The organism is Pseudomonas sp. P5_B3 (genome assembly GCF_056400405.1).
The window spans coordinates 1-23,374 of the sequence record NZ_JBFULI010000033.1 but is presented as its reverse complement, the minus strand read 5'-3'; the positions used below and the strand labels follow the sequence as shown (position 1 = coordinate 23,374).

The following is a 23,374-nucleotide window of genomic DNA, read 5'->3' as shown; positions in this document are numbered from 1 at the left end:
CAAACCCCTGTAGGAGCGAGCCTGCTCGCGATAGCGGATTAACATTCAATATCTCTGTTGACTGATCCACCACTATCGCGAGCAGGCTCGCTCCTACAGGGGTTGTGCGGTGTTTAGTGTCCCGCTGAAGCCGCAGGCCCCGCCTTGGCAGTAAACGGCGGCTTGGCCAGCCACACAATCAATATCAGCCCCATGAACATCCAGCCCAGCAAGGTGAAGTAGTCCACCGTGGACATGATGTACGCCTGGCTGATCACCGTCTGCTCCAGTTGCGTATAGGCCCTGGCCCCTGCCCCGCCCAGATGGGTCAGCGCTTCGCGGGTCGCCGGATCGAACGGGGTGATGCTTTCGGTCAGGTAGGCGTGATGCTGATCGGCACGACGAATCCAGATCCAGGTGGTCAGCGACGCCGCAAAACTACCGCCCAGGGTCCGCAAGAACGTCGCCAACCCCGAACCGTCGGCAATCTGGCTCGGCGGCAGGTCCGAGAGCAGGATGGTCAAGGTCGGCATGAAGAACAGCGCCACACCAATCCCCATGAATAGCTGCACCATGGCGATGTGCTGGAAGTCCACTTCATTGGTGAAACCTGCGCGCATGAAACAGCTCAGGCCGATGGCCAGGAACGCCCCGCCCGCCAGCACGCGCATGTCGAATCGCGGCGCGTACTTGCCGACAAACGGCGACAGCAGCACCGGCAGGATCCCCAGCGGTGCCACGGCAAAACCGGCCCAGGTCGCGGTGTAGCCCAAGCGCGTCTGCAGCCACTGCGGCAGGATCAGGTTGATTCCGAAGAACCCGGCATAGCCCAGAATCAGCACAATGGTGCCGTAACGGAAGTTGCGATGGGCGAACAGGCGCAGGTTGACCACCGGGTGTTCGTCGGTCATTTCCCAGATCACGAAGAACGCCAGGGCCACCACCGAAATCACCGAACCGATCACGATGAAACCGGACTCGAACCAGTCGGCATCGTTGCCCTTGTCGAGGACAATCTGCAACGCGCCGACGCCGATGATCAGCGCGATCAAGCCGACGTAATCCATCGGTTGGCGGCTGGTGACCACCGGGCGCTTTTTCATCTGCTGGGTCACCACCCACGCGGCGAACAGGCCGATCGGCACGTTGATGAAGAAAATCCACGGCCAGCTGTAGCTGTCGGTGATCCAGCCGCCGAGGATCGGCCCGGCAATCGGCGCGACCACCGTGACCATCGCCAACAACGCCAGCGCCATCCCCCGTTTCGCCGGGGGGTAAACTGCAATCAGCAGGGTCTGGGTCATCGGGTACAGCGGCCCGGCCACTACACCTTGCAGCACCCGGAAGCCCACCAGCTCCGGCATCGAGGTGGAAATCCCGCAGAGAAAAGAAGCCAGCACGAACAGCAGTGTCGCCCAGACAAACAGCTTCACCTCGCCAAAACGGCGACTGAGCCAACCGGTCAGCGGCAAGGCGATGGCGTTACTCACCGCGAATGAAGTGATGACCCAGGTGCCCTGCTCCGAACTCACGCCCAGGTTGCCGGAGATCGTCGGCAGCGCCACGTTGGCGATGGTGGTGTCGAGCACCTGCATGAAGGTCGCCAGCGACAGGCCGATGGTGCTGAGCAGCAGGCTGGGCGGTGTGAAAGACGCGTTATTGCTCATCGCGAATCCTTTGAAGCTGATTTTTTTGGAGCGGGTCTGGCGCTGCGCCGGTTGCCGGCGCAGCTGACGGATTGGCGAATCAGCGTTGCGCGGTCTTGCTGACCGCGGCGCTGTTGTCGTGGATCAACTGGGTGATCATCGCGTCGGCCTCGGCCAGTTGACGGTCGTAGACGTTGGTGCTGAACGAAGCCTTCTGCGGCGGTTGTTGCGCCAGCACCGGCCCGCTCTGATCGCGCAGGTTCACATCGACCATGGTCGACAAACCGACCCGCAGCGGATGTTTGGCCAGCTCCTCGGCATTGACGTGGACTCGCACCGGCACGCGCTGCACGATCTTGATCCAGTTGCCGGTGGCGTTCTGCGCCGGCAGCAAGGCAAATGCGCTGCCGGTCCCGGCGCCGAGGCTGTCGATGGTGCCGCTGTACTTCACGTCGCTGCCGTAGAGGTCGGTTTCGATCTCCACCGGCTGACCGATACGCATGTCACGCAGCTGGGTTTCCTTGAAGTTGGCGTCGATCCACAGCTGATCCAGCGGAATCACCGCCATCAGCGCGGTACCCGGTTGTACACGCTGACCAAGCTGTACAGAGCGTTTGGCCACATAACCGGTGACCGGTGCAATCAGGACGCTGCGCGAGTTGTTCAGGTAGGCCTGACGCAATTGCGCGGCGGCGGCCATCACGTCCGGGTGCGACGAAACCACGGTGTCATCGACCAGCGCGCTGGTGGTCTTGAGCCTTTGTTCGGCGTTGGCCAGGGCGTTTTGCGCCGAGGTCAGGTCGTCGCGGGCGTGGGACAGCTCTTCCTGGGAAATCGCCCCGCCAGCGGCGAGATTCTTGCGTCGGCTGAAGTTGTCCTGGGCCTTTTGCACTTCGGCTTTCTGGGCGTTGACCTGGGCTTTCATGCCATCCACATCGCTGTACAAGCCGCGCACCTGACGCACGGTGCGGGCCAGATTGGCCTGGGCGTTTTGCAACCCGATTTCGGCGTCGTTCGGGTCGAAGTTCACCAGCACCTGGCCTTCATGGACCAGATCGCCGTCATCGGCGCCGATGCTGACCACGGTGCCGGTGACCAGCGGCGTGATTTCCACCACGTTGCCGTTCACATAGGCGTCGTCGGTGCTTTCGCTCCAGCGCCCGTAGAATTCGTGGTAGGCCCAGACGCCCGCGCCGCTCAGCACGACGAAGGCCGCCAGGATCAACAGCATGAATTTGCGCTTGCCCGAATTGGGGTTGCCCTGGGTGTTTTCAGGAGGTTGAGTTGTATCGGCAGTGGCCATGACAAGTACCTTGAATTAGTGGGTCAGCGTGGCTGGCGTGGCGTTGGCCGAGGCGATGGCCTCAGGCTGGAATCCGCCGCCCAGCGCCTGCATCAACTGGATCGACAGGTCAATCTGCTCGGCATTCAGGTTGGCCAGCTGACGCTGGGCCTGGAGCAATTGCTGCTCGATGCTGAGCACGTCCAGGTAGTTGCCGATGCCGGAACCGTAACGCTGGACCACGGTGTTGTAGGAATCCTGGGCGATGTCGGTGGCGTGCTGTTGGGCAGCGATCTGCCGGCCGATATCACGCAGCTGGTTGATGCTGTCACTGACATCCCCCAGCGCCTTCACCAGGCTTTTGTTGTACTGCGCCACGGCGAGGTCGTAATCGGCGTCGCGCGAATCGAGGTCGGCGCGCAGGCGGCCACCGTCGAAAATCGGCACAGAGATCGTCGGTGCAATGTTGAAGAAGCGGCTGGCCGAACCAAACATCGCATCGCCCAACAGGGATTCGGCACCGGCAGCGGCGCTGAGGTTCAAGTTGGGATAGAACCGGGTCTTGCCGGCATCGATGTTTTTGCTCGCCGCCTCGACCCGCCAGCGCGCGGCCACCAGGTCCGGGCGACGCCCGAGCAACTCGGCCGGCAGCACTGAAGGTAGCGCTACCGCACTCGGCTGAAGAATGTTCGGACGGGCAATTTCATTGCCTCGGTCCGGACCTTTGCCGAGCAGCACCGCAAGCGCGATTTTCGTGCTGTTCAGGCGTTTTTCGGCATCGATCAGATTGGCCTGGGATGTGGCTTCGAGGCTTTCGGTCTGCTGGAACTGATACTGGCTGTCGATCCCGGCAGTCAGGCGCCGCTGGCTCAGCTCGAGCATTTGTCGGGTGCGCTTGAGGTCTTCGCTGGACAGGTCATAGACGATGTGCGCCTGCCCCAGATCGCTGTAGGCCCGGGCGACATCGGCGGCCAGCGTCAGTTGCGCGGCCTGCTGGTCGACTTCGGCGGCACGAGCCTGGCCCAGAGCGGCTTCCCAGGCATCGCGCTGGCCACCCCACAGGTCGAAGTTGTAATTGAAACCGGTGCTTATGTTGCGAATGGTGGCGTATGCATCACCCTGCCCGCGCGGGTCCTGGTCTCGGGCCAGGCGAGAGCGGCTGACACCGGCGCTGGCATCCAGGGTCGGCATCCGCTCGGCGTCGGCTGCGGAAGCGGCAGCGCTGGCCTGATGGGCACGGGCGTCGGCGATCTGCATGTCCGGACTGTCGCGCAGGGCCTCGCGGATCAGACCGTCGAGTTGCGGGTCGCCGAGGCTTTTCCACCAGTCGCTTTTCGGCCAGGCGGCTGGCGACAGGGTCACGCCGCCAAGGGATTGCCCGGCCTTGAGGCTCTTCGCATCGAGGTTGACGCCTTCGGTTTTCAGGCCGCTGTAACTGGCGCAACCGGCCAGGCTCATGGCCAACAACACCAGGCTCAGGCCGGTACGCAAGGGGTTACTGCTCATTTGTCACCTACCCGCAGCAGGGTGATCGCGTCACCGGCTGCCACCAGAATTTTCTTCAGGATCAGCTCCAGGGTTTTCAATTCTTCTGGAGTGATTGCACCGGCCAGTTCATTCATGGCTTCGGCGCCGATGTGCGGCAGGCGGTCGGCCAGCTTCTGCCCTTCTTCGGTCAGTACCAACTGCACCTGGCGGCGATCCGCCTCGGAGCGTTGGCGGGCAAGGAAACCTTTCTGTTCCAGGCGATCGAGCATGCGCGTCATCGAGCCGCTGTCGAGGGACAGGTGACGGCACAACTCGCCCGGCGAATCGACGCCGAACTGGGCCATGATGATCAACACCTTGAACTGCGCGGCGGTAATGCCGTGGGGTTCCATGTGGGTGTCGATGATCCGGTCCTTGAGCAGCGCGGCGCGCCCGAGCAACAGGCCGAGATGGCAATTCTGGAAATCTTCCGGAGAGAAATGTTTCATCTGACCACCAATTAGCTGCCTAGGCAGTGAATGTATGTCGAGATGTTACTGCCTAGGCAGCGAATGTCAATGCAATAGTTAGCAAGCTTTGTAAATAGTTGACAAACGGTGTCGGAATTTGTTGCGGCCACTCTGACGCCATCGTCGGAACGCCGCCCGGAGCAAGCTCGCTCCCACAAGGATCGCACTGGACCTTGTGGGAGCGAGCTTGCTCGCGATGGGGGCGACTCGGTTTTAAAGAAAACGCAGGCCTAGAAATCCCGCTTGTAGAAGATATCCAGCGAACTGGCCACGCCGCCAGCAGCTTCGAGATAGACCTTCTTGCTCAGCTTGTAGCGCAAGGCAATGGTGTTGGCCGGTTCGAACACACCGACGCCATAGCGCAGGCTGAGCTTCTCGGAAAGGTTGCCGCTGGCCACCACACTGGTGGTGGTACCGCTGCCCTGAGTGTCAAGCTGGAAGTCCTGGATGCCCAGGTTCTTGGCCAGACCACTGGTCACTCCGGAACTGCCCATCAAGCCCAGACCGAGGGCTGCCTGGGCGAGCATGTTGTTGTCTTCACCATTGCTGCTCAGCGGACGCCCGAGCACCAGATAAGACAGGGCCTCCTCCTGGCTCATGGCCGGTTCGGAAAAGATCTGTGTGGTCGGCTGCTCGGCGCTGCCACTCAGGCGAATGCCGGCGATGATATCGTCGGTCTTGCGAATGGCCTCGATGTCCAGATACGGCTGATCGATGGGCCCGGCGAACAGCAAGCGTGCCCGGCGCACCGAAAGCCGCTGGCCGTAGGCGCGGTATCGGCCATCGTTTAGCCACAGCTCGCCACGGGTGTCCATGTTGTCACCGATGTGCACATGCCCCTGCACATTCGCGGTCAAGCCAAACCCGGCGAAGCTCAGCTTGTCCTCGCCGACCAGCACTTCGATGTCCATCTTCATCGCCAGCGGCGGTTTGCCCTCCTCGGTTTGCTGACCGACGATCACCGTGTCATCGGAGACCTTGACCGTTGACGGCGGCAACTCGCGAATGGTGATTTCGCCCTTGGGCACCAGCACTTTGCCGACGATGGCCAACTCGTCGCCCTTCATCGAGATTTTCAGGTCCGGTGCGACTTCCAGCTTGGCGTATGGCTCGACGGTGACCGGTAACTGCGAGCCCTTGAGCGCCAGGTCCACCACCAGTGCCTGACCCCAGGCTATGTTGCCGTTCAGGCTGCCCTGCCCGGCCTTGCCGCTGCTCCAGCCGCCGTTCAGTTCTACGCTTTCACCGGCGATGAGAGCTTGAACGTGCAGGTTTTTCAGCTCCATCGGCAATTCAGGCCCGGAGATCTGACCGTCGCTGAGTTGCAGACTGCCGTTGACTTGCGGCGCCAGCAGCCCGCCGGAAATCGTGCCGCTGCCGTTCAAGCGCCCGGTCAGTTTCTCGACCATCGGCACGAACGGTCGCGCCACCGACAGGTCCAGCCCGCTCAAGCGGAACGAGCCGCTCAACGGTTTGTTCTTCGGCAACGGATTGAGCTGCGCCTGCACCATCAACTCACCGAGTTTGCCACCGACGAAATTGAGCTCGGTGTCGATGCGTTTGGGCGTGAGTTTGCTGGTGAGTTTCAGGGTCTGGTACGGGAAGTCCAGCCACTGCTCCTTTTCCTTGATGCGCAACGTGCCGCCGCCGGCATCGACGCTGATCTGGCCGTTCGGGCCGCTGGCCGGCAGGTCCAGTTGCAGGTCGGCGTTGAGACGACCCTGCCAGGCGAAATCCTTCGGCAACCATTGCGCGAGGCTGTCGATCGGGAACTGCTTGAGGTGATAACGCAGCTTCGGCTCGGGCATCAGGCGCGAGTCTTCACCGCACAGACTGGCCTGGCCGGATGCCCAGCAATGGGCGCCAAAACTGATTTTGCCGTCCGCCAGGCGTTCGAGTTTCGCCGGCCCTTGCAGCTTCCAGTCCTGGCCACCGGCCTGGATGTCACCGCTGGCCAGGCGTCCGCGCCAATTGCCCTTGTCCAGCGCACCGTCCAGACCCAGCGCCAGTTTCAGCTTCGGCCCTTGCAGATCGAGGTTCAGCTTCTGGTTCTTGATATCGCCCTGGCCGCTGGCGGTCAGCGTTCCCAGCGAGGTGTCACCGGCCCGGATGCCGCTGCCCTTGAGGTCGATTTTCGCCCTTTGCGCACTGTCCAGGGTGGCGTCCAGGTTCAGGCTTTGCAGGCGATTGTCCTGGAAAGCCAGTTGCGAGCCTTGCAGGTCAAGCTTGCCCTGGGGCGCCTTGAGCGTGCCGGCGACATCCACGCGGCCATTGAGTTGGCCGCGCAGTTGCGGCCAGAGCTGGGCCAGGCGCGGCAACTTGAGATCGATCTGGCCGGCGAGTTTCTGTTGCAGGCTGCCTTTGCCACTGATGCTGTTATCGCCGAGTCGAACTTGCAGGGCATTGAGGTTCCATTGCTCGCCACGGCCATCGGCCTTGGCCTGGATCACCGCCGGTTGCCCGCGCAGTTTGCCTTTGAGGTCCAGGTCGGCATTGAGGCTGAGCGTGTCATTCTTCATTTCGCCCGTGCTGCGCAACGGCCCGGCCAGCGTACCCGGCAGCTCCGCGACCCAGTACGCAGGGTTGATCGCCGACAGGTCCAGCGCGGTGTCCCAGGCAATGCCGTCGGCGAATTGCAGGTTGAGGTGACCTTCGGCCTTACCCTGCCCAGCCTGGAGTTGAATCTGCTGCAGATAGATTTTCGTCAGGTCGCCCGCGAACGGGCTGGCCAGGGTGAAAGCGCCGGCCGGACCGTCCGCCGCGGCGGCGAAATGCCCAAGGTACTTACCGTCGGTGTAGGAGACTTCGCCGGTGAACGTGCGAAGCGCTACTTGCGGTTCGTCGATGAGCGGATAGAGCCTGTGCCATGGGAAGTCCAGCCAGTCGATCTTCGCCTCGGCGCTCAGGCCCTTGCTCCAATCCAGCTGTCCAGTGAGTTTGAGGCTTTGCTTGTCGTTGGCGGTCAGGTCCAGCGCGGCGATCTGCGCGCCCTTGGCGTCGACCTTGCCTTGCAGCACCAGGGCGACTGGCCCTTGCTCGGCGGGCAGCGTGGCTTTGCCGAGCAGCGCGTAGCCGTTCTTCAGGTCGCCAGCGCCGGTGAGCTCCAGCTGATTGAGTTGCAGGGTGTCCGGCAGATCGGTACTCGGCTTGAAGCCATCGGCGGTGATCCGCACCTTGGCCGGCAGGTTTTCCACCAGCGGTTGCAGTTCGCCGCTCAGTTGCCCGTTGAGGTAACCGCTGCTGTCGGCTTTCAAGTTCAGGGTTTTGAGCAGATCGCCGTCGACTTTCAGCGCCAGCGCCAAGGGTTCAGGCGTCGACAACAGGGTCAGTTTGCCTTCGGCACTGAGGGGCCAGTTGCCGGAGGGTTGCAGCAGGCCGGACAGGTTCAGGCTCAGGTCATCGCGCTGCAACGCCGCCGAATCGATCCTCAAACCGGCCGTCGTCCAGTGCGCCGCCAGTTGCAAGCCCTTGAGCTCTTCGCTGCCGTTGAACAACAGGCTGCCGACCTTGATCTCCCCCAGTTCGATGGCCAAGGGTAACTTGAGCTGCGGAAGTGTGATCGGGCCGCTGTCTGACTCTTCGGCACCCGGCGGGAACGTCAGGCTGACCTGATCGGCCTGCAATTGCTCGATGCACAAGGTCATGCGAGTCAGGCACAACGGCGACCAGGCAAAAATCACCTTGCTCAGCTCAACCCGGTTGTTGGCCTGTTGCCACAACACCCGGTCGGCACTCCACTGCCCGCCCAGCCGGCCCTGGAAGTTGTCCAGGGTCAAGCCCGGCACGAAGCCCAATGCCCAGCGGCTGCCCGTCGCCGTGCCCAGCACCGTGACCAGCGTCAGGACAACCAGCATCAACAATGCCGCTATCGCCAGCAGCGTTACTTTCAAACCACGCTTCACAGCTCAGGCCCCATGGAAAAGTGCAGTCGAAAGCCGCCATCGTCGTCCAGCGCGCGGGCCAGGTCGAGGCGGATAGGCCCCACCGGCGATACCCAGCGCACGCCGATACCGACCCCGGTCTTGAGATTCGGCAGTTCGAGTGTATTGAAGGAGTTGCCCTGATCGACAAAGGTCGCGACCCGCCATTTTTCGGCGATGGAATACTGATATTCCGCGCTGGCGGCCACCATGTAGCGACCACCGATACGGGCACCGTCGGAGTTTTCCGGGGACAGGCTCTGATAGTCGTAACCGCGCACGCTCTGATCGCCACCGGCGAAGAAGCGCAGCGATGGCGGCACCGATTTGAAGCCGTTGGTGGCACTGCCGCCGACCTGCACCCGCCCGAGAAAACGATGGTTGTCGAACACCGTGGTCAAGCCTTTGACCAGCGCCGTGCCGTAGAGCAGGTTGCTGTCGGAACCCAAACCTTCCTTGGCCACTCTGGATTCGAATTGCAGCCGATAGCCGTTATGCGGGTCGATGCGGTTGTCGCTTTTCAGGTACGAATAATTCACGCCGGGCATCAGCAGGTTACTGAGTCCGGAGTCATCGCCAAGTTGGTAATCCTCGCGCTGCCACTTCAGCGACACCACCCGTTGCCAGCCGCTGGGCAATTTGCTGTGCCATTCGGGGCCGAGGGTCAGCAACTTGCTGTGGGTGTCGGTGCCGGCGATGTCCTCATTCTGATAACCGCCGGCAAAACGCAGTTTGTCGGTCAGTGGCGGGTCCAGTGGAATGTCGTAGAACAGCCCGACGTTTTGCCGCGGCGCCGAGACTTCGGTCTCCCAGCCATAACTGTGCCCTTGGGCGTTGACCCAGTGTCGGGTCCAGTTGGCCTTGGCGCGTGGGCCGACGTCGGTGGAGAAACCCAGGCCCAGGCCCATGGTCCGCGGCTTGCGGGTTTCGAGCTTGACGTCCACCGGGATCGCATCGTCCTTGGACGCCTTGGGTGCCGCGTCCACGCGCACGCCTTCGAAGTACCCGCTCGATTGCAGATTCTGATTGAGTTCGGCGATCAGTTCCGAGTCATACGGCTCGCCGGCCTTGAATGGCACCATGCGTTGCAGCAGCTCGTCATCGAACGGCGTATCACCCTCGAAACTGACCTTGCCCAAGGTATAGCGCGGGCCACTTTCATAGATCAGTTCGATATCGGCGACGCCGGCTCGCGGGTCGACCGACAATTTTGAACGGGTGAAACGGCCGCTGAAAAAGCCATAGCGCGAAGCCTGATTCTGGATCAGGCGCTTGGCGTCCTCGTAATGCCCATGATTGAGCACCGCCCCTGGTTTGAGCGCGTCGCTCTTGGGTACACGAAAGGTTTTGAGGGAGGCCGCCGGTCCGTCGACGCGTATCGTCACATTGCGCAGATGCACCGGCTCGCCAGGATCGATGGTCAACACCAGGCGTGGTGTCTTGCCACCTTTCACCTCGCTGTCGATGTGCGGCTGGTAATAACCCAAGGCCTGGGAGGCCTTGCGCGCCTGCTCTTCGGCGCCACGACCGAAGCGCTGCAAGGCTTCTTCGTCACGATCGCCGAGGCTGCCGATATAGCCCTCTATATTGGCCTTCAGTTCATCGTTGGACGGTTTGATCCGCACATCCAATTCACTTTGCGCCAGCGCCGTGCAGCTGGATAACAGCATGAGCACGCCACTGGTAATTCTTCCTGGAAACTTCATAGGCGCGGATGCTATCACGAGCTTGAGAGCGTGATAGAGCCTGACATGCCCGGAAAGTTCGCCGTTCAAGCAGTTGCTGTTTGTAACACCTGGGGATTGGGGTGAAAAAACACGTGTTCGCGGATCGGTCCTACGGCGACCTCACCAATTTCCTCGTAGCCTTGACGCTTGTAGAACTCCAGATAACGCGGATTCCCGGTGTCGAGGATCACGCCCTGTGAGTTTTCATCCACCGCGCACCAGTTGTGCACGGCCTGCAACAACTGCTCGCCGAAATGTTTGCCCTGGAATTGTGGATGCACCCCCAGCAATGGCAGGACGTGCACCGAGTCGTTCGGCACACAGGCCTCCACGGCAGCATGATATTCGAGGTAGCGACGGGTGCAGCGAAATCCCGTACTGAGCACCATGCGCAGGCGCCAGGCCCAACTTTCGGTGACGCCAAGCCGACGTTGCGGCGGTGCGATCAGAGCGATGCCGATCAGGCGGTCGTTGACCAGCAGGCCGATGGCGGGCAGGTCCTGGAGAAAATGCTGGCTCACCAGTTCGCGCACGGTGGCACGAACCCGCTGTTCGTAACCGGGGCGTTCGGCTTCGAACAAATAGCCGAAAGTCGGCTCGTGTCGATAAGCCTGGTACAGGAGCGAACGCGCTTCGCGGGCGTAGCCGCTGTCAAGCATGTGAATATCGGCGATGGCGGTCGAGGTTTCGGGCATGACGGTTGATCTCCCCGGTACAGCTCGGGTGGCTGCACTCTTGTTGTTACGAGCGGATCGGCGCTGACACAGTTCCTTACAGATCCGAAATCAGTGTAGGCAATGAAATCGACAAAGAGGCCGGGATGGTCAACACAGGTCCGACAGAACACAGTAAATCCCCTCACCCCACACTGGCCCGATTCCCACATGTCAGCTAGCATCGCCCTTTTGCCAGGACTGCCGACCATGAAGATCGTCTCCTTCAACATCAACGGGCTGCGCGCCCGTCCCCATCAGCTGGCGGCGCTGATCGAAAAGCACCAGCCCGATGTGATCGGCTTGCAGGAAACCAAGGTCCACGACGACCAGTTTCCCCTCGATGAAGTCAGAGCACTGGGCTACCACGTGTACTTCCACGGACAAAAGGGGCATTACGGCGTCGCCCTGCTCTCGCGACAGGAGCCGCTGGCCCTGCACAAGGGTTTCGCCACCGACGAAGAAGACGCCCAACGACGCTTCATCTGGGGCACCTTCGCCGACGCCAATGGTGTGCCGGTGACCATCATGAACGGTTATTTCCCACAGGGCGAAAACCGCGACCACCCGACCAAATTCCCGGCCAAGGAACGCTTCTACAGCGATTTGCAGCAACTGCTGGAAAGCCAGTTCGAGAACGACCAGCCACTGGTGGTGATGGGCGATGTGAACATCTCCCCGGAAGACTGCGATATCGGCATCGGCCCGGACAACATGAAGCGCTGGCTGAAAACCGGCAAATGCAGCTTCCTGCCGGAAGAGCGCGAGTGGATGGCCCGCTTGAAGAACTGGGGCCTGGTCGACAGTTTCCGTCACCTGAACCCGGACGTGACCGACACCTTCAGCTGGTTTGACTACCGCAGCCGTGGCTTCGAAGACGAACCCAAGCGTGGCCTGCGCATCGACCTGATCCTCGCCTCCCAGGGCTTGCTGCCACGGGTGAAGGCCGCAGGGGTGGACTACGAACTGCGCGGTATGGAAAAACCTTCGGACCATGCGCCGATCTGGCTTGAGTTGAGCTGATTTCTCCTGATCACATCAATACCCTGTGGGAGCGAGCTTGCTCCGGGCGGCGTTCCGACGATAGCGGTCTTTTATTCAACATCGATATTGAATGTTAAGGCCCCATCGCGAGCAAGCTCGCTCCCACATTGGTCCATCGCACAACCTGTCATTTTTCGGAAACCTTACTGACTTATTCTCCCGGCACCTCCTTTGGCTATGTAAGGTGCCGGCATGATGCTGCGCGTGTTGTTCCTGTTGATGCTGTGCATGGGCTTGCCGCAGGCGGCCCCGGCCGGCGACTTGCCGATACCCGAACACGGCACAGTGCTGCGCATCCAGGGTTCCAACACCATCGGCGCGGCATTGGGACCGGCACTGGTCGAGGGCCTGCTGAGCGAACAGGGCCTGCGCAGGATTCACCGCGAAACCCCGGACACCGCCAATGAACTGCGCATCGTCGGCGAAACCGTTCAAGGCCGGCGGGTCATGGTGGAGGTGGCGGCCCATGGTTCCAGCACAGGCTTCACTGCGCTCAAAGCAGCCAGCGCCGACCTGGCCGCCTCGTCGCGCCCGATCAAGGACAGCGAACTGGGCAGCCTGCAATCCCTCGGTGACCTGAAAAGCCCGAGCGCCGAACAGGTCATTGCCATCGATGGCCTGGCGATCATCCTGCATCCGGGCAATCCGCTGAACCAACTCGACACCGTGCAACTGGCGCGCATTTTCAATGGCGAGGTAAAAAACTGGGAAGACATCGGCGGCCGCGGCGGACCCATTCATCTGTATGCGCGGGATGATCAGTCCGGGACTTACGACACCTTCAAGGAACTGCTCCTCAGTAGCCGTGGGAAAGCTCTGAGCAGCACGGCGAAACGCTTCGAGTCCAGCGAGCAACTGTCCGATGCGGTCAGCGCCGACCCGCAAGGCATCGGATTTATCGGATTGCCCTATGTGCGCCAGGCCAAAACCGTGGCCATTGTCGACGGGCAATCGCAAGCCATGTTGCCGCTCAACAGCCTGATTGCCACGGAAGACTATCCGCTGTCCCGTCGATTGTTCTTCTACCTGCCACCCAATGGCAAAAATCCCTGGGCTAAAGCACTGGTGACCTTTGCCCAAAGTACTGACGGCCAGGCCATTGTGGCCGCCAACGGTTTTATTGCCCAAACCGTCCAGGCCATGGCCGTTACCCCCAATGCATTGATGCCCGAGGGTTATCAGGCACTGAGTCGACATGCTCAACGGCTGTCGGTGAATTTCCGTTTCGAGGAAGGCAGTGCCAGCCTGGACAACAAGGCGCGGCAAGACCTGTGGCGGGTGCTCGACTATATAAAGCAGCACGACAAGACCGATGGACAGGTCACGCTGGTGGGATTTGGTGACGCCAAAAGCGACCCGGCGCGTGCCGACCTGTTGTCGAAACTGCGGGCCATGGCGGTACGGCGGGAGTTGGTGAAGAGCGGCGTGGTGTTTCGCGAGATTCGCGGATTCGGTGCCGAAATGCCGGTGGCGGCCAATAGCGCTGATGAGGGAAGGATCAAGAATCGGCGGGTTGAGGTTTGGGTATATTGAGGTTGAGGTTGAGGTTGAGGTTGAGGTTGAGGTTGAGGTTGAGAGGGTGAATTTACTGACGCCATCGCGAGCAGGCTCACTCCYACAGGGATCGCAGTGAACCTGTRGGAGTGAGCCTGCTCGCGATGAACGATAACGCGGTCTTACTGCCCGCTACGCATCATCTCCTTCGGCACATATTTGCCAATCTCGAATTTACCGATCGCCGCTCGGTGCACTTCGTCCGGGCCGTCGGCCAGGCGCAGGGTGCGCTGCATGGCGTACATGTAGGCCAGCGGGAAATCGTTGGAAACCCCTGCTCCACCATGAATCTGGATCGCCCGGTCGATCACTCGCAACGCAACGTTTGGAGCGACGACCTTGATCTGCGCGATCTCGCTTTTCGCCACTTTGTTGCCGACTGTGTCCATCATGTACGCCGCTTTCAACGTCAGCAGGCGAGCCATGTCGATTTCCATCCGCGAGTCGGCGATCTTGTCGACGTTACCGCCCAGCCGCGCCAGGGGTTTGCCGAATGCGGTGCGGCTCACCGAGCGCTTGCACATCAGTTCCAGTGCACGCTCGGCCATGCCGATCGAACGCATGCAGTGGTGAATCCGGCCCGGACCAAGGCGACCTTGAGCGATTTCGAAGCCGCGACCTTCCCCCAGCAGGACGTTTTCGTACGGCACCCGGACGTTTTCGAACAGCACTTCGGCGTGACCGTGAGGCGCATCGTCGTAGCCGAACACCGGCAGTGGACGCAGGATTTTTACCCCGGGGGTGTCCACCGGTACCAGAATCATCGAGTGCTGCGCGTGGCGTGGCCCGTCAGGATTGCTCAGCCCCATGAAAATCAGGATTTTGCAGCGCGGGTCGCAAGCACCCGAGGTCCACCATTTCTTGCCGTTGATCACCCACTCGTCGCCATCGCGCACCGCACGGGCAGCCATGTTGGTGGCGTCGGAGGACGCAACGTCCGGTTCGGTCATGGCGAAGGCCGAGCGGATCTCGCCGCGCAACAAGGGTTCGAGCCAGCGTTGTTTCTGCTCTTCGTTGGCGTAACGCACCAGCACTTCCATGTTGCCGGTGTCCGGTGCCGAGCAGTTGAACGGCTCTGGCCCCAGCAGCGAGCGCCCCATGATTTCCGCCAGCGGCGCGTATTCGAGGTTGGTCAGGCCGGCACCGAGCTCGGACTCAGGCAGAAACAAATTCCACAGGCCTTCGGCCTTGGCCTTGAGTTTGAGTTCTTCCATGATCGCGGTCGGCTGCCAGCGATCGCCTTCGGCGACCTGGCGTTCGAACACGGCTTCGGCGGGATAAACGTAGGTGTCCATGAACGCAGTCACGCGCTCGCGCAGTTCCTGAACCTTGGGCGAATAAGCGAAATCCATGAGCGAGATACCTTCTTGGGGGAGGTTGTTTAGATCATGCAATCGATGCTAGAACAGCCATGAACATTTACCTAGCCTATTCTCGGCGTGTATAAACATTCATCACCGATATATGATCGGCTGATCGTCAAGGTCAGCCCGCACACACAATAAGAGAGCCGCGTAATGAATCTGAGCAAGGTCGATCTCAACCTTTTCATCGTCTTCGACGCGATCTACACCGAAGCCAACCTGACCCGCGCCGGGCAAATCGTCGGCATCACCCAGCCGGCGGTGTCGAACGCGCTGGCGCGTCTGCGCGAGACCTTCAACGACCCGTTGTTCGTGCGCACTGCCCAGGGCATGGTGCCCACGCCGATGGCGCAGAACATCATCGGCCCGGTGCGCAACGCCCTCTCGCTGCTGCGCGTATCGGTGCAGGAAAGCCGCATTTTCAACCCGCAGCAAGCGGTCAAGACCTACCGCATCAGCATGACCGACCTCACCGAAGCGGTGATCCTGCCGCCGCTGTTCCAGCGCCTGCGCCGCCTGGCGCCGACGGTGATCATCGAAAGCTTCCTGTCCAAACGCCGCGAAACCACCAAGGAACTGGCGGCCGGTCGCCTCGACTTCGCGGTCGATGCGCCGCTCAACACCGACCCGCAGGTACGTCATGTCAAGTTGATGGAAGACCGCTACGTGTGCGCCATGCGCAAGGGGCACCCGCTGGCGGGCAAAGAGAAACTCACCCTGGATGATTACCTGGGCCTGACCCACATCCATATTTCCAGCCGCCGCAGCGGCCTCGGCTATGTCGACCTGGCGCTGGGCAAGATGGGCATCCAGCGCAAGATCGCCCTGCGCTCCCAGCATTACCTGATGGCCTCGCAAGTGCTACAACAGACGGACATGGTCATGACCGTGCCGGAACGCTTCGCCCGGCGTAACGACCTGCACGCCTTTTATCTGCCAGTCAACGATGTGCCGCCGGTGGAAACCCATCTTTACTGGCACGAAAGCACTGACCAGGACCCGGCGAATCGCTGGATGCGCGAGCAGATGATCGAGCTGTGCCAGCAGGTGACGGCGCAGGAGAAGAAGCTCGAGAAGGTGTAATGCCTTGTACCGAGTTATCGTTCATCGCGAGCAGGCTCACTCCCACATTGGATCTGCTGTGAACACGAAATCTGTGTTCTACGAAGATCCCCTGTAGGAGCGAGCCTGCTCGCGATGAGGCCAGCAAGAACAGCGAAAACCCCTGCCCCTTGACGTAAACGTCAACCTGCCATTAGCTTAGCGCCATGACCTTTTGCGAGCGCTTCCATGAGCAGCCAGACCTACAGCATTTCCGATCTCGCCCGCGAGCTCGACATCACCACCCGGGCCATTCGCTTTTATGAAGAGCAAGGCCTGCTCAGCCCCGAGCGTCGTGGCCAGGAACGCATTTACTCACCCCGCGACAAGGTCAGCCTGAAGCTGATCCTGCGGGGCAAGCGCATCGGCTTTTCGCTGGCTGAATGCCGCGAACTGATCGAGCTCTACGACCCCTCCAGCGGTAACACCAAGCAGTTGCACAGCATGCTGGCGAAAATCAGCGAACGCCGTGAGCAGCTTGAACAGCAGTTGCTGGACATCGAACAGATGAAGCTTGAGCTGGATACCGCTGAAGAGCGCTGTGTGCAGGCGCTGGAGCAGACGCTCAAAAGCCAGGAATCGGTTCAATAAATCCACACTATCCACTGTGGGAGCGAGCTTGCTCGCGATAGCGGAGTGTCAGTCACCAAAAATGTTGAATGTGATGCCCTCATCGCGAGCAAGCTCGCTCCCACAGGGTTCTCAGCGCATTCAGACAATTACAACAGGTCGAAGCCCATGTCCCTCCCCACCCACGTACGCATTGTCGAAGTCGGCCCACGCGACGGCCTGCAAAACGAAGCCCGGCCCATCAGTGTTACCGACAAGGTACAACTGGTCGATGCACTGACCGCAGCCGGGCTCGGCTATATAGAAGTCGGCAGTTTCGTGTCGCCCAAGTGGGTGCCGCAGATGGCCGGCTCCGCCGAGGTCTTCGCGCAGATCCAGCGCAAGCCGGGCGTGGTCTACGGCGCGCTCGCTCCCAACCTGCGCGGTTTCGAAGACGCCCTCGCCGCCGGGGTCAAGGAAGTGGCCGTGTTCGCCGCGGCTTCAGAGGCGTTTTCCCAACGCAACATCAATTGCTCGATCAGCGAAAGCCTGGAGCGTTTCGCACCGATCATGGACGCTGCCAGACAACACGGGGTGACCGTGCGCGGTTATGTTTCCTGTGTGCTGGGCTGCCCCTATGAAGGTAACGTCGCCCCGGAACAAGTCGCCGTAGTCGCTCGCGAGCTCTATGCCATGGGCTGCTATGAGGTCTCGCTGGGGGACACCATCGGCACCGGCACCGCCGGCGCAACCCGCAAGATGTTTGAAACGGTAGCAAAGGATGTGCCCCGGGAAAAACTCGCCGGACACTTCCACGACACCTATGGTCAGGCTGTGGCCAACATCTACGCCAGCCTGCTGGAAGGCATCTCGGTGTTCGACAGCTCCATCGCAGGTCTCGGCGGCTGCCCCTATGCCAAGGGCGCCAGCGGTAACGTCGCGACCGAGGACGTGGTTTACCTGCTCAACGGCCTGGGCATCGACACCGGAATCGACCTCGACGCCTTGATGGTTGCCGGTCAACAGATTTGTACCGTACTGGGTCGCCCTACCGGTTCCCGCGTGGCCAAGGCCCGCAGCGCACAGTGAGTGCGCTGAGTGTGTCCGGGTGTTACCGCACGGACTCAAACGTGGGCGCAAGCGAGTAACACGGAAACAAAATGTAGGGTTTTGCCTGAAGCGTAAAACTCTGAAAATCTCCAAACCGTTGATTTTAAAGGCTTTTAAAAAGTTGGCATGGCTCCTGCTATATCTATCGCACAACAAGAATAAAAAAATTGCGGCAAACCTAATAAAAACAAGACGTAACGACTCTGACATAACAAAAACAACACGGCAGAGACGCAGCTAACAGATTTTTTTGGAGAAGATGTGCTTTTCAGGGTGCTTTTCGGAGTTACCCGCAACCGGGCAGAGAATAATAAAACTACCTTCAGGTAGCTCCCGATTCGGTTGGATCGCTCAGCGAGAAAGTAGATCAGCGCTCAAAAAAATACGTTTGCTCTTGATCCCGGATGGGGATCGCCAAAAACAGCGGTAAAGGGCAACGGTTGCCAAAAACAACAACAGACCGACCCTCAATAATAAAAAAAGAGCACGCGCAACAAAATTAAAGGGGAGCTTCGGCTCCCCTTTGTGCTGTCTGGCATTTGTGTTTCCACCACCGCCCCCTGTGGGAGCGAGCTTGCTCGCGATAGCGGTGGGTCAGCCAACATCCATGTTGAATGTGCTGCCGTCATCGCGGGCAAGCCCGCTCCCTCAGGGTTACGCATCAACCCTGCTTGTTGCGCAATTCCTCAATACTGATCTCGCGCATCCGGAATTTCTGGATCTTGCCGGTCACGGTCATCGGAAACTCCTCGACGAACTTGAAGTAACGCGGCGTCTTGAAGTGCGCGATGCGCTCCTTGCACCAGGCTTGCAGCTCTTGCTCGGTGGCGCTGTGGCCGGGGTGGAACTTGATCCAGGCGACGATCTCTTCGCCGTAACGCGAGCAAGGAATACCGATCACCTGAACATCCGCAACGGCCGGATGAGTGAAGAAAAATTCCTCCAGCTCCCGCGGGTAAATGTTCTCACCGCCGCGGATGATCATGTCCTTGTTGCGCCCGGCAATGCACACGTAGCCCTCATCGTTCATGCTCGCCAGGTCACCGGTGTGCATCCAGCCGGCCTGATCGATGGCTTGCGCCGTGCCTTCAGGGTTGTTCCAGTAACCCAGCATCACGCTGTAACCGCGGGTGCACAGCTCACCGATGGTGCCGCGCGGTACCAGGTTGCCCGCCTCGTCAATGATCTTGCTTTCCAGCTGCGGCTGGGTACGACCGACGGTGGTTACGCGCAGCTCCAGGTCATCTGAAGGACCGGTCTGCAATGACACCGGACTGGTTTCCGTCATGCCGTAGGCAATCTGCACTTCGCTCATGTGCATTTCGCTGATGACCCGGCGCATCACCTCGATAGGACAGGTCGCGCCCGCCATGATCCCGGTGCGCAGGCTCGACAGGTCGAACCCGGCACGCTGAGGCTGATCGAGCACGGCGATGAACATGGTCGGCACGCCGTATAGCGCCGTGGCTTTTTCTTCCGCGACGGTGCCTAGGGTCAGTAACGGATCGAATGCATCGTTTGGATAAATCATCGTGCTGCCATGGGTGATGCAGCCGAGGTTGCCCATGACCATGCCGAAGCAGTGATACAGCGGCACCGGGATCACCAGCCGATCGGCCGCCGTCAGGCCCAGGCTTTCGCCGACCATGTAACCGTTGTTGAGAATGTTGTAGTGACTGAGGGTCGCGCCCTTGGGGAAACCGGTGGTGCCGGAGGTGTACTGGATATTCACCGGCTGATCGAAGTGCAGGCTGTCCTGACGCTCATGCAGTTGCTCGACCGTGACGCTGCCCGCCAGATCGGCCAGTTGCGACCATGGCAGGAACCCTGACGGTGGTTGTGCATCCAGGCTGATGACACCACGCAACTCCGGCAGCCGCTCGCTGTGCAGTTTGCCGATGGATTGCCCGGCCAGTTCCGGCACCAGGCCTTGCAGCATCGCGTGATAGTCCGAGGACTTGAAGGCCCCGGCACACACAAGCCATTGGCAGCCGGATTGCTTCAACACGTATTCCAGTTCGGAACTGCGATAGGCGGGGTTGATGTTGACCAGGATCACGCCGATTTTCGCGGTGGCAATCTGACTGATGCACCACTGCGCACAGTTCGGTGCCCAGATGCCAAGGCGGTCCCCGGCTTGCAGCCCCAGCGCCAGCAGTGCTCTGGCGTGCAGGTCCGCGACCTCTGCCAATTGCCGCCAGGTGTAACGCAGCTGTTGATGACGCACCACCAGCGCCTCCCCGTCCGGGTATTGCGCGACCGTGTTGTCGAAAGCCTGGCCGATGGTCATCGCCAGTAAGGCTTTGTCCTGGGAACCGCGGGTATAACTGCGTTGCGGGCTTGCACTGGTTTGATCCATGACGACCCCTATTGTCTTTATTTATGGGCTACCGGCGGTGCCACAGGCGTGGTCCGCGTTCTATCTTGAACTGGCTCTACTCTCGCTCAAGTTGACGTTAACGTAAAGGGTGATTGACAGCCATTCATCACAGGCTTACGTTAACGTAAAGGTGAGAACCCATTGACAGTCTCACCAACCGATAAAAAAGCCAAAAGGTGACCCATGAGCTATCCATCCCTGAACTTTGCCCTCGGTGAAACCATCGACATGCTGCGCGATCAGGTTCAGTCCTTCGTCGCCAAGGAGATCGCCCCGCGCGCCGCTCAGATCGACATCGACAACCTGTTCCCCGCCGACCTGTGGCGCAAATTCGGCGACATGGGCCTGCTGGGCATTACCGTGCCGGAAGAGTACGGCGGTGCCGGCCTGGGTTACCTGGCCCACGTGGTGGCCATGGAAGAAATCAGCCGTGGCTCGGCCTCGGTGGCGTTGTCCTACGGCGCCCACTCCAACCTGTGCGTCAACCAGATCAATCGCAATGGCAACCACGAACAGAAAACCAAATACCTGCCCAAGCTGATCAGCGGCGAGCACATCGGCGCATTGGCCATGAGCGAACCGAACGCCGGCTCCGACGTGGTCTCGATGAAGCTGCGCGCCGACAAGCGCGGCGATCATTACGTGCTCAACGGCAGCAAGACCTGGATCACCAATGGTCCGGACGCCAACACCTACGTGATCTACGCCAAGACCGATCTGGAAAAGGGCCCCCACGGCATCACCGCCTTCATCGTCGAACGCGACTGGAAAGGCTTCAGCCGCAGCAACAAGTTCGACAAGCTGGGCATGCGCGGTTCGAACACCTGCGAACTGTTTTTCGATGACGTCGAAGTGCCGGAAGAAAACATCCTCGGCGTGCTCAACGGCGGCGTGAAAGTGCTGATGAGCGGCCTCGACTATGAGCGCGTCGTGCTCTCCGGTGGCCCGACCGGGATCATGCAGGCGTGCATGGACCTGATCGTGCCGTACATCCACGACCGCAAGCAGTTCGGCCAAAGCATCGGCGAATTCCAGCTGATCCAGGGCAAGGTCGCTGACATGTACACCCAACTCAACGCCAGCCGCGCCTACCTGTACGCCGTGGCCCAGGCTTGCGAGCGCGGCGAAACCACGCGCAAGGACGCCGCCGGCGTGATCCTCTACAGCGCCGAACGCGCCACGCAAATGGCCCTCGACGCGATCCAGATTCTCGGTGGCAACGGCTACATCAATGAATTCCCGGCCGGCCGTCTGTTGCGTGACGCCAAGCTGTACGAAATCGGCGCGGGCACCAGTGAGATCCGTCGCATGCTGATCGGTCGCGAACTGTTCAACGAAACCCGCTAAACGGAGCTGCCCATGGCTACCCTGCATACCCAGCTCAACCCCCGTTCAGCGGAGTTCGCCACCAACAGCGCGGCGATGCTCAAACAAGTCGACGCCCTGCACACCCTGCTCGCCCAAGTGGCGCAAGGTGGTGGCCCGAAGGCTCAGGAACGCCACACCTCGCGGGGCAAACTGCTGCCTCGCGAGCGCATTAACCGCTTGCTCGATCCGGGTTCGCCATTTTTGGAGATCAGCCAACTGGCGGCGTACGAGGTGTACGGCGAAGACGTCCCTGCCGCTGGCGTGATTGCCGGGATCGGCCGAGTGGAGGGCGTCGAATGCATGATCGTCGCCAACGACGCCACGGTAAAAGGTGGCTCGTATTACCCACTGACGGTGAAAAAACACCTGCGTGCCCAGACCATCGCCCAACAGAACCGTCTGCCGTGCATCTACCTGGTGGACTCGGGCGGCGCCAACCTGCCGCGCCAGGATGAAGTGTTCCCGGACCGCGAGCACTTCGGGCGAATTTTCTTCAACCAGGCCAACATGAGCGCCATGGGCATTCCGCAGATTGCCGTGGTCATGGGTTCCTGCACCGCTGGCGGCGCCTATGTACCGGCGATGGCCGACGAAGCAATCATGGTCCGCGAACAGGCAACGATCTTTCTCGCCGGCCCGCCGCTGGTGAAAGCCGCGACCGGTGAAGTGGTCAGCGCCGAAGATCTCGGCGGGGCCGATGTGCACTGCAAGATTTCCGGAGTGGCCGACCATTACGCCGAGAGCGATGAGCACGCACTCGCACTCGCCCGCCGCAGCGTCGCCAACCTCAACTGGCGCAAGCAAGGTGAGGTTCAGCAACGCACTCCGATCGCCCCGCTCTACAGCAGCGACGAGCTGTACGGCGTGGTCCCGGCCGACGCCAAGCAACCGTTCGACGTGCGCGAAGTGATTGCGCGGTTGGTGGACGGATCGGTATTCGACGAATTCAAGGCGCTGTTCGGGACAACGCTGGTCTGCGGTTTTGCTTACCTGCACGGTTACCCGATCGCGATCCTCGCCAACAACGGCATCCTGTTCGCTGAAGCGGCGCAGAAAGGCGCGCACTTCATCGAACTGGCGTGCCAGCGCGGCATCCCGCTGCTGTTCCTGCAGAACATCACCGGCTTCATGGTCGGCCAGAAATACGAAGCTGGCGGCATCGCCAAGCACGGCGCGAAACTGGTGACCGCCGTGGCCTGCGCCAAGGTGCCGAAGTTCACCGTGATCATCGGCGGCAGTTTCGGTGCCGGTAACTACGGCATGTGCGGTCGCGCCTACGACCCGCGCTTTTTGTGGATGTGGCCGAATGCGCGTATTGGCGTGATGGGTGCCGAACAGGCGGCCGGCGTACTGGTGCAGGTCAAGCGTGAGCAGGCCGAACGCAGCGGCCAGGGTTTCAGCGCCGAGCAGGAAGCCGAGATCAAGCAACCGATCCTCGACCAGTACGAAGAGCAGGGTCACCCCTACTATTCCAGCGCGCGCCTGTGGGACGACGGTGTCATCGACCCGGCCCAGACCCGCGACGTACTGGCCCTGGCCTTGTCCGCGTCGTTGAACGCGCCAATCGAACCGAGCCGCTTCGGCGTGTTCCGGATGTGATTTTTTTGTAGGAGCGAGCTTGCTCGCGATGGACTAAAGGG

General features: G+C 60.8%; 16 protein-coding genes. 7 read left to right on the top strand and 9 right to left on the bottom strand.

What is annotated here, in order from left to right; genetic code table 11:
• Positions 1–113: 113 nt before the first annotated feature.
• The 7 genes from AC1DRN_RS19205 to AC1DRN_RS19175 form a co-directional block, all read right to left on the bottom strand.
• On the bottom strand, positions 114–1,667 hold the full coding sequence (locus AC1DRN_RS19205) for a DHA2 family efflux MFS transporter permease subunit (RefSeq protein WP_223461646.1): 1,554 nt from the start codon (positions 1,665–1,667) through the stop codon (positions 114–116).
• A 58-nt stretch (positions 1,668–1,725) separates the two neighbouring features.
• The gene (locus tag AC1DRN_RS19200) at positions 1,726–2,928 is read right to left on the bottom strand and encodes an HlyD/EmrA/EmrK family protein (protein ID WP_223461524.1); all 1,203 of its coding nucleotides are present in this window, start codon (positions 2,926–2,928) and stop codon (positions 1,726–1,728) included.
• A 15-nt stretch (positions 2,929–2,943) separates the two neighbouring features.
• The gene (locus AC1DRN_RS19195; RefSeq protein WP_223461522.1) at positions 2,944–4,413 is read right to left on the bottom strand and encodes an efflux transporter outer membrane subunit; all 1,470 of its coding nucleotides are present in this window, start codon (positions 4,411–4,413) and stop codon (positions 2,944–2,946) included.
• Positions 4,410–4,883 (bottom strand): MarR family winged helix-turn-helix transcriptional regulator, encoded by a 474-nt coding sequence (locus AC1DRN_RS19190; RefSeq protein WP_223461520.1) that lies wholly within the window; start codon positions 4,881–4,883, stop codon positions 4,410–4,412. Before AC1DRN_RS19190 ends, AC1DRN_RS19195 begins: the two co-directional genes overlap by 4 nt.
• A gap of 251 nt (positions 4,884–5,134) precedes the next feature.
• Complete coding sequence (locus AC1DRN_RS19185) at positions 5,135–8,806, bottom strand: translocation/assembly module TamB domain-containing protein (RefSeq protein ID WP_223461518.1); 3,672 nt, start codon at positions 8,804–8,806, stop codon at positions 5,135–5,137.
• Positions 8,803–10,530 (bottom strand): autotransporter assembly complex protein TamA, encoded by a 1,728-nt coding sequence (locus AC1DRN_RS19180; RefSeq protein WP_223461516.1) that lies wholly within the window; start codon positions 10,528–10,530, stop codon positions 8,803–8,805. The genes AC1DRN_RS19185 and AC1DRN_RS19180 overlap by 4 nt, the downstream gene beginning before the upstream one ends.
• A 65-nt stretch (positions 10,531–10,595) precedes the next feature.
• Positions 10,596–11,246 (bottom strand): GNAT family N-acetyltransferase, encoded by a 651-nt coding sequence (locus tag AC1DRN_RS19175; RefSeq protein WP_223461514.1) that lies wholly within the window; start codon positions 11,244–11,246, stop codon positions 10,596–10,598.
• Positions 11,247–11,474: 228 nt separating this feature from the next.
• Here AC1DRN_RS19175 and xthA point away from each other — a divergent pair, with 228 nt between their 5' ends.
• Positions 11,475–12,287, top strand: coding sequence for an exodeoxyribonuclease III (xthA, locus tag AC1DRN_RS19170; RefSeq protein WP_223461512.1), 813 nt, complete (start codon positions 11,475–11,477; stop codon positions 12,285–12,287).
• Positions 12,288–12,500: 213 nt separating this feature from the next.
• A complete protein-coding gene (locus AC1DRN_RS19165; protein ID WP_223461510.1) occupies positions 12,501–13,841 on the top strand; it encodes a phosphate ABC transporter substrate-binding/OmpA family protein in 1,341 nt (446 codons plus the stop codon).
• A 143-nt stretch (positions 13,842–13,984) separates the two neighbouring features.
• On the opposite strand, the gene AC1DRN_RS19160 is transcribed toward AC1DRN_RS19165, so the two are convergent.
• Positions 13,985–15,214: an acyl-CoA dehydrogenase gene (locus AC1DRN_RS19160; RefSeq protein WP_223461507.1), complete on the bottom strand. Its 1,230-nt coding sequence runs from the start codon at positions 15,212–15,214 to the stop codon at positions 13,985–13,987.
• A 165-nt stretch (positions 15,215–15,379) separates the two neighbouring features.
• On the opposite strand from AC1DRN_RS19160, the gene AC1DRN_RS19155 reads away from it, so the two are divergent.
• The 3 genes from AC1DRN_RS19155 to AC1DRN_RS19145 all read left to right on the top strand — a co-directional run bounded on the left by AC1DRN_RS19155 (position 15,380) and on the right by AC1DRN_RS19145 (position 17,965).
• The gene (locus AC1DRN_RS19155; RefSeq protein ID WP_008053617.1) at positions 15,380–16,309 is read left to right on the top strand and encodes a LysR family transcriptional regulator; all 930 of its coding nucleotides are present in this window, start codon (positions 15,380–15,382) and stop codon (positions 16,307–16,309) included.
• A gap of 207 nt (positions 16,310–16,516) precedes the next feature.
• Entirely contained in the window at positions 16,517–16,918 is a 402-nt protein-coding gene (locus AC1DRN_RS19150) for a MerR family transcriptional regulator (RefSeq protein ID WP_007992801.1), read from the top strand.
• Positions 16,919–17,065: 147 nt separating this feature from the next.
• A complete protein-coding gene (locus tag AC1DRN_RS19145; protein ID WP_223461505.1) occupies positions 17,066–17,965 on the top strand; it encodes a hydroxymethylglutaryl-CoA lyase in 900 nt (299 codons plus the stop codon).
• Between the two features lie 682 nt (positions 17,966–18,647).
• On the opposite strand, the gene AC1DRN_RS19140 is transcribed toward AC1DRN_RS19145, so the two are convergent.
• Positions 18,648–20,345, bottom strand: coding sequence for an AMP-binding protein (locus AC1DRN_RS19140; protein WP_223461503.1), 1,698 nt, complete (start codon positions 20,343–20,345; stop codon positions 18,648–18,650).
• Positions 20,346–20,549: 204 nt separating this feature from the next.
• Between AC1DRN_RS19140 and AC1DRN_RS19135 the strand changes: the two genes are divergently transcribed.
• Positions 20,550–21,713, top strand: a complete 1,164-nt coding sequence (locus AC1DRN_RS19135; RefSeq protein ID WP_108219085.1) for an isovaleryl-CoA dehydrogenase — start codon at positions 20,550–20,552, stop codon at positions 21,711–21,713.
• Positions 21,714–21,725: 12 nt separating this feature from the next.
• Entirely contained in the window at positions 21,726–23,333 is a 1,608-nt protein-coding gene (locus tag AC1DRN_RS19130) for a carboxyl transferase domain-containing protein (protein WP_056724065.1), read from the top strand.
• Positions 23,334–23,374 lie beyond the last annotated feature (41 nt).

Excerpts from the sequence above, each read along its gene's own strand:
- AC1DRN_RS19195 (WP_223461522.1), bottom strand. The coding sequence starts at position 4,413 with ATGAGCAGTAACCCCTTGCGTACCGGCCTGAGCCTGGTGTTGTTGGCC.
- AC1DRN_RS19135 (WP_108219085.1), top strand. The coding sequence starts at position 20,550 with ATGAGCTATCCATCCCTGAACTTTGCCCTCGGTGAAACCATCGACATG.
- xthA (WP_223461512.1), top strand. The coding sequence starts at position 11,475 with ATGAAGATCGTCTCCTTCAACATCAACGGGCTGCGCGCCCGTCCCCAT.
- AC1DRN_RS19200 (WP_223461524.1), bottom strand. The coding sequence starts at position 2,928 with ATGGCCACTGCCGATACAACTCAACCTCCTGAAAACACCCAGGGCAAC.
- AC1DRN_RS19175 (WP_223461514.1), bottom strand. The coding sequence starts at position 11,246 with ATGCCCGAAACCTCGACCGCCATCGCCGATATTCACATGCTTGACAGC.
- AC1DRN_RS19165 (WP_223461510.1), top strand. The coding sequence starts at position 12,501 with ATGATGCTGCGCGTGTTGTTCCTGTTGATGCTGTGCATGGGCTTGCCG.
- AC1DRN_RS19160 (WP_223461507.1), bottom strand. The coding sequence starts at position 15,214 with ATGGATTTCGCTTATTCGCCCAAGGTTCAGGAACTGCGCGAGCGCGTG.
- AC1DRN_RS19130 (WP_056724065.1), top strand. The coding sequence starts at position 21,726 with ATGGCTACCCTGCATACCCAGCTCAACCCCCGTTCAGCGGAGTTCGCC.
- AC1DRN_RS19180 (WP_223461516.1), bottom strand. The coding sequence starts at position 10,530 with ATGAAGTTTCCAGGAAGAATTACCAGTGGCGTGCTCATGCTGTTATCC.
- AC1DRN_RS19190 (WP_223461520.1), bottom strand. The coding sequence starts at position 4,883 with ATGAAACATTTCTCTCCGGAAGATTTCCAGAATTGCCATCTCGGCCTG.
- AC1DRN_RS19145 (WP_223461505.1), top strand. The coding sequence starts at position 17,066 with ATGTCCCTCCCCACCCACGTACGCATTGTCGAAGTCGGCCCACGCGAC.
- AC1DRN_RS19140 (WP_223461503.1), bottom strand. The coding sequence starts at position 20,345 with ATGGATCAAACCAGTGCAAGCCCGCAACGCAGTTATACCCGCGGTTCC.
- AC1DRN_RS19150 (WP_007992801.1), top strand. The coding sequence starts at position 16,517 with ATGAGCAGCCAGACCTACAGCATTTCCGATCTCGCCCGCGAGCTCGAC.
- AC1DRN_RS19155 (WP_008053617.1), top strand. The coding sequence starts at position 15,380 with ATGAATCTGAGCAAGGTCGATCTCAACCTTTTCATCGTCTTCGACGCG.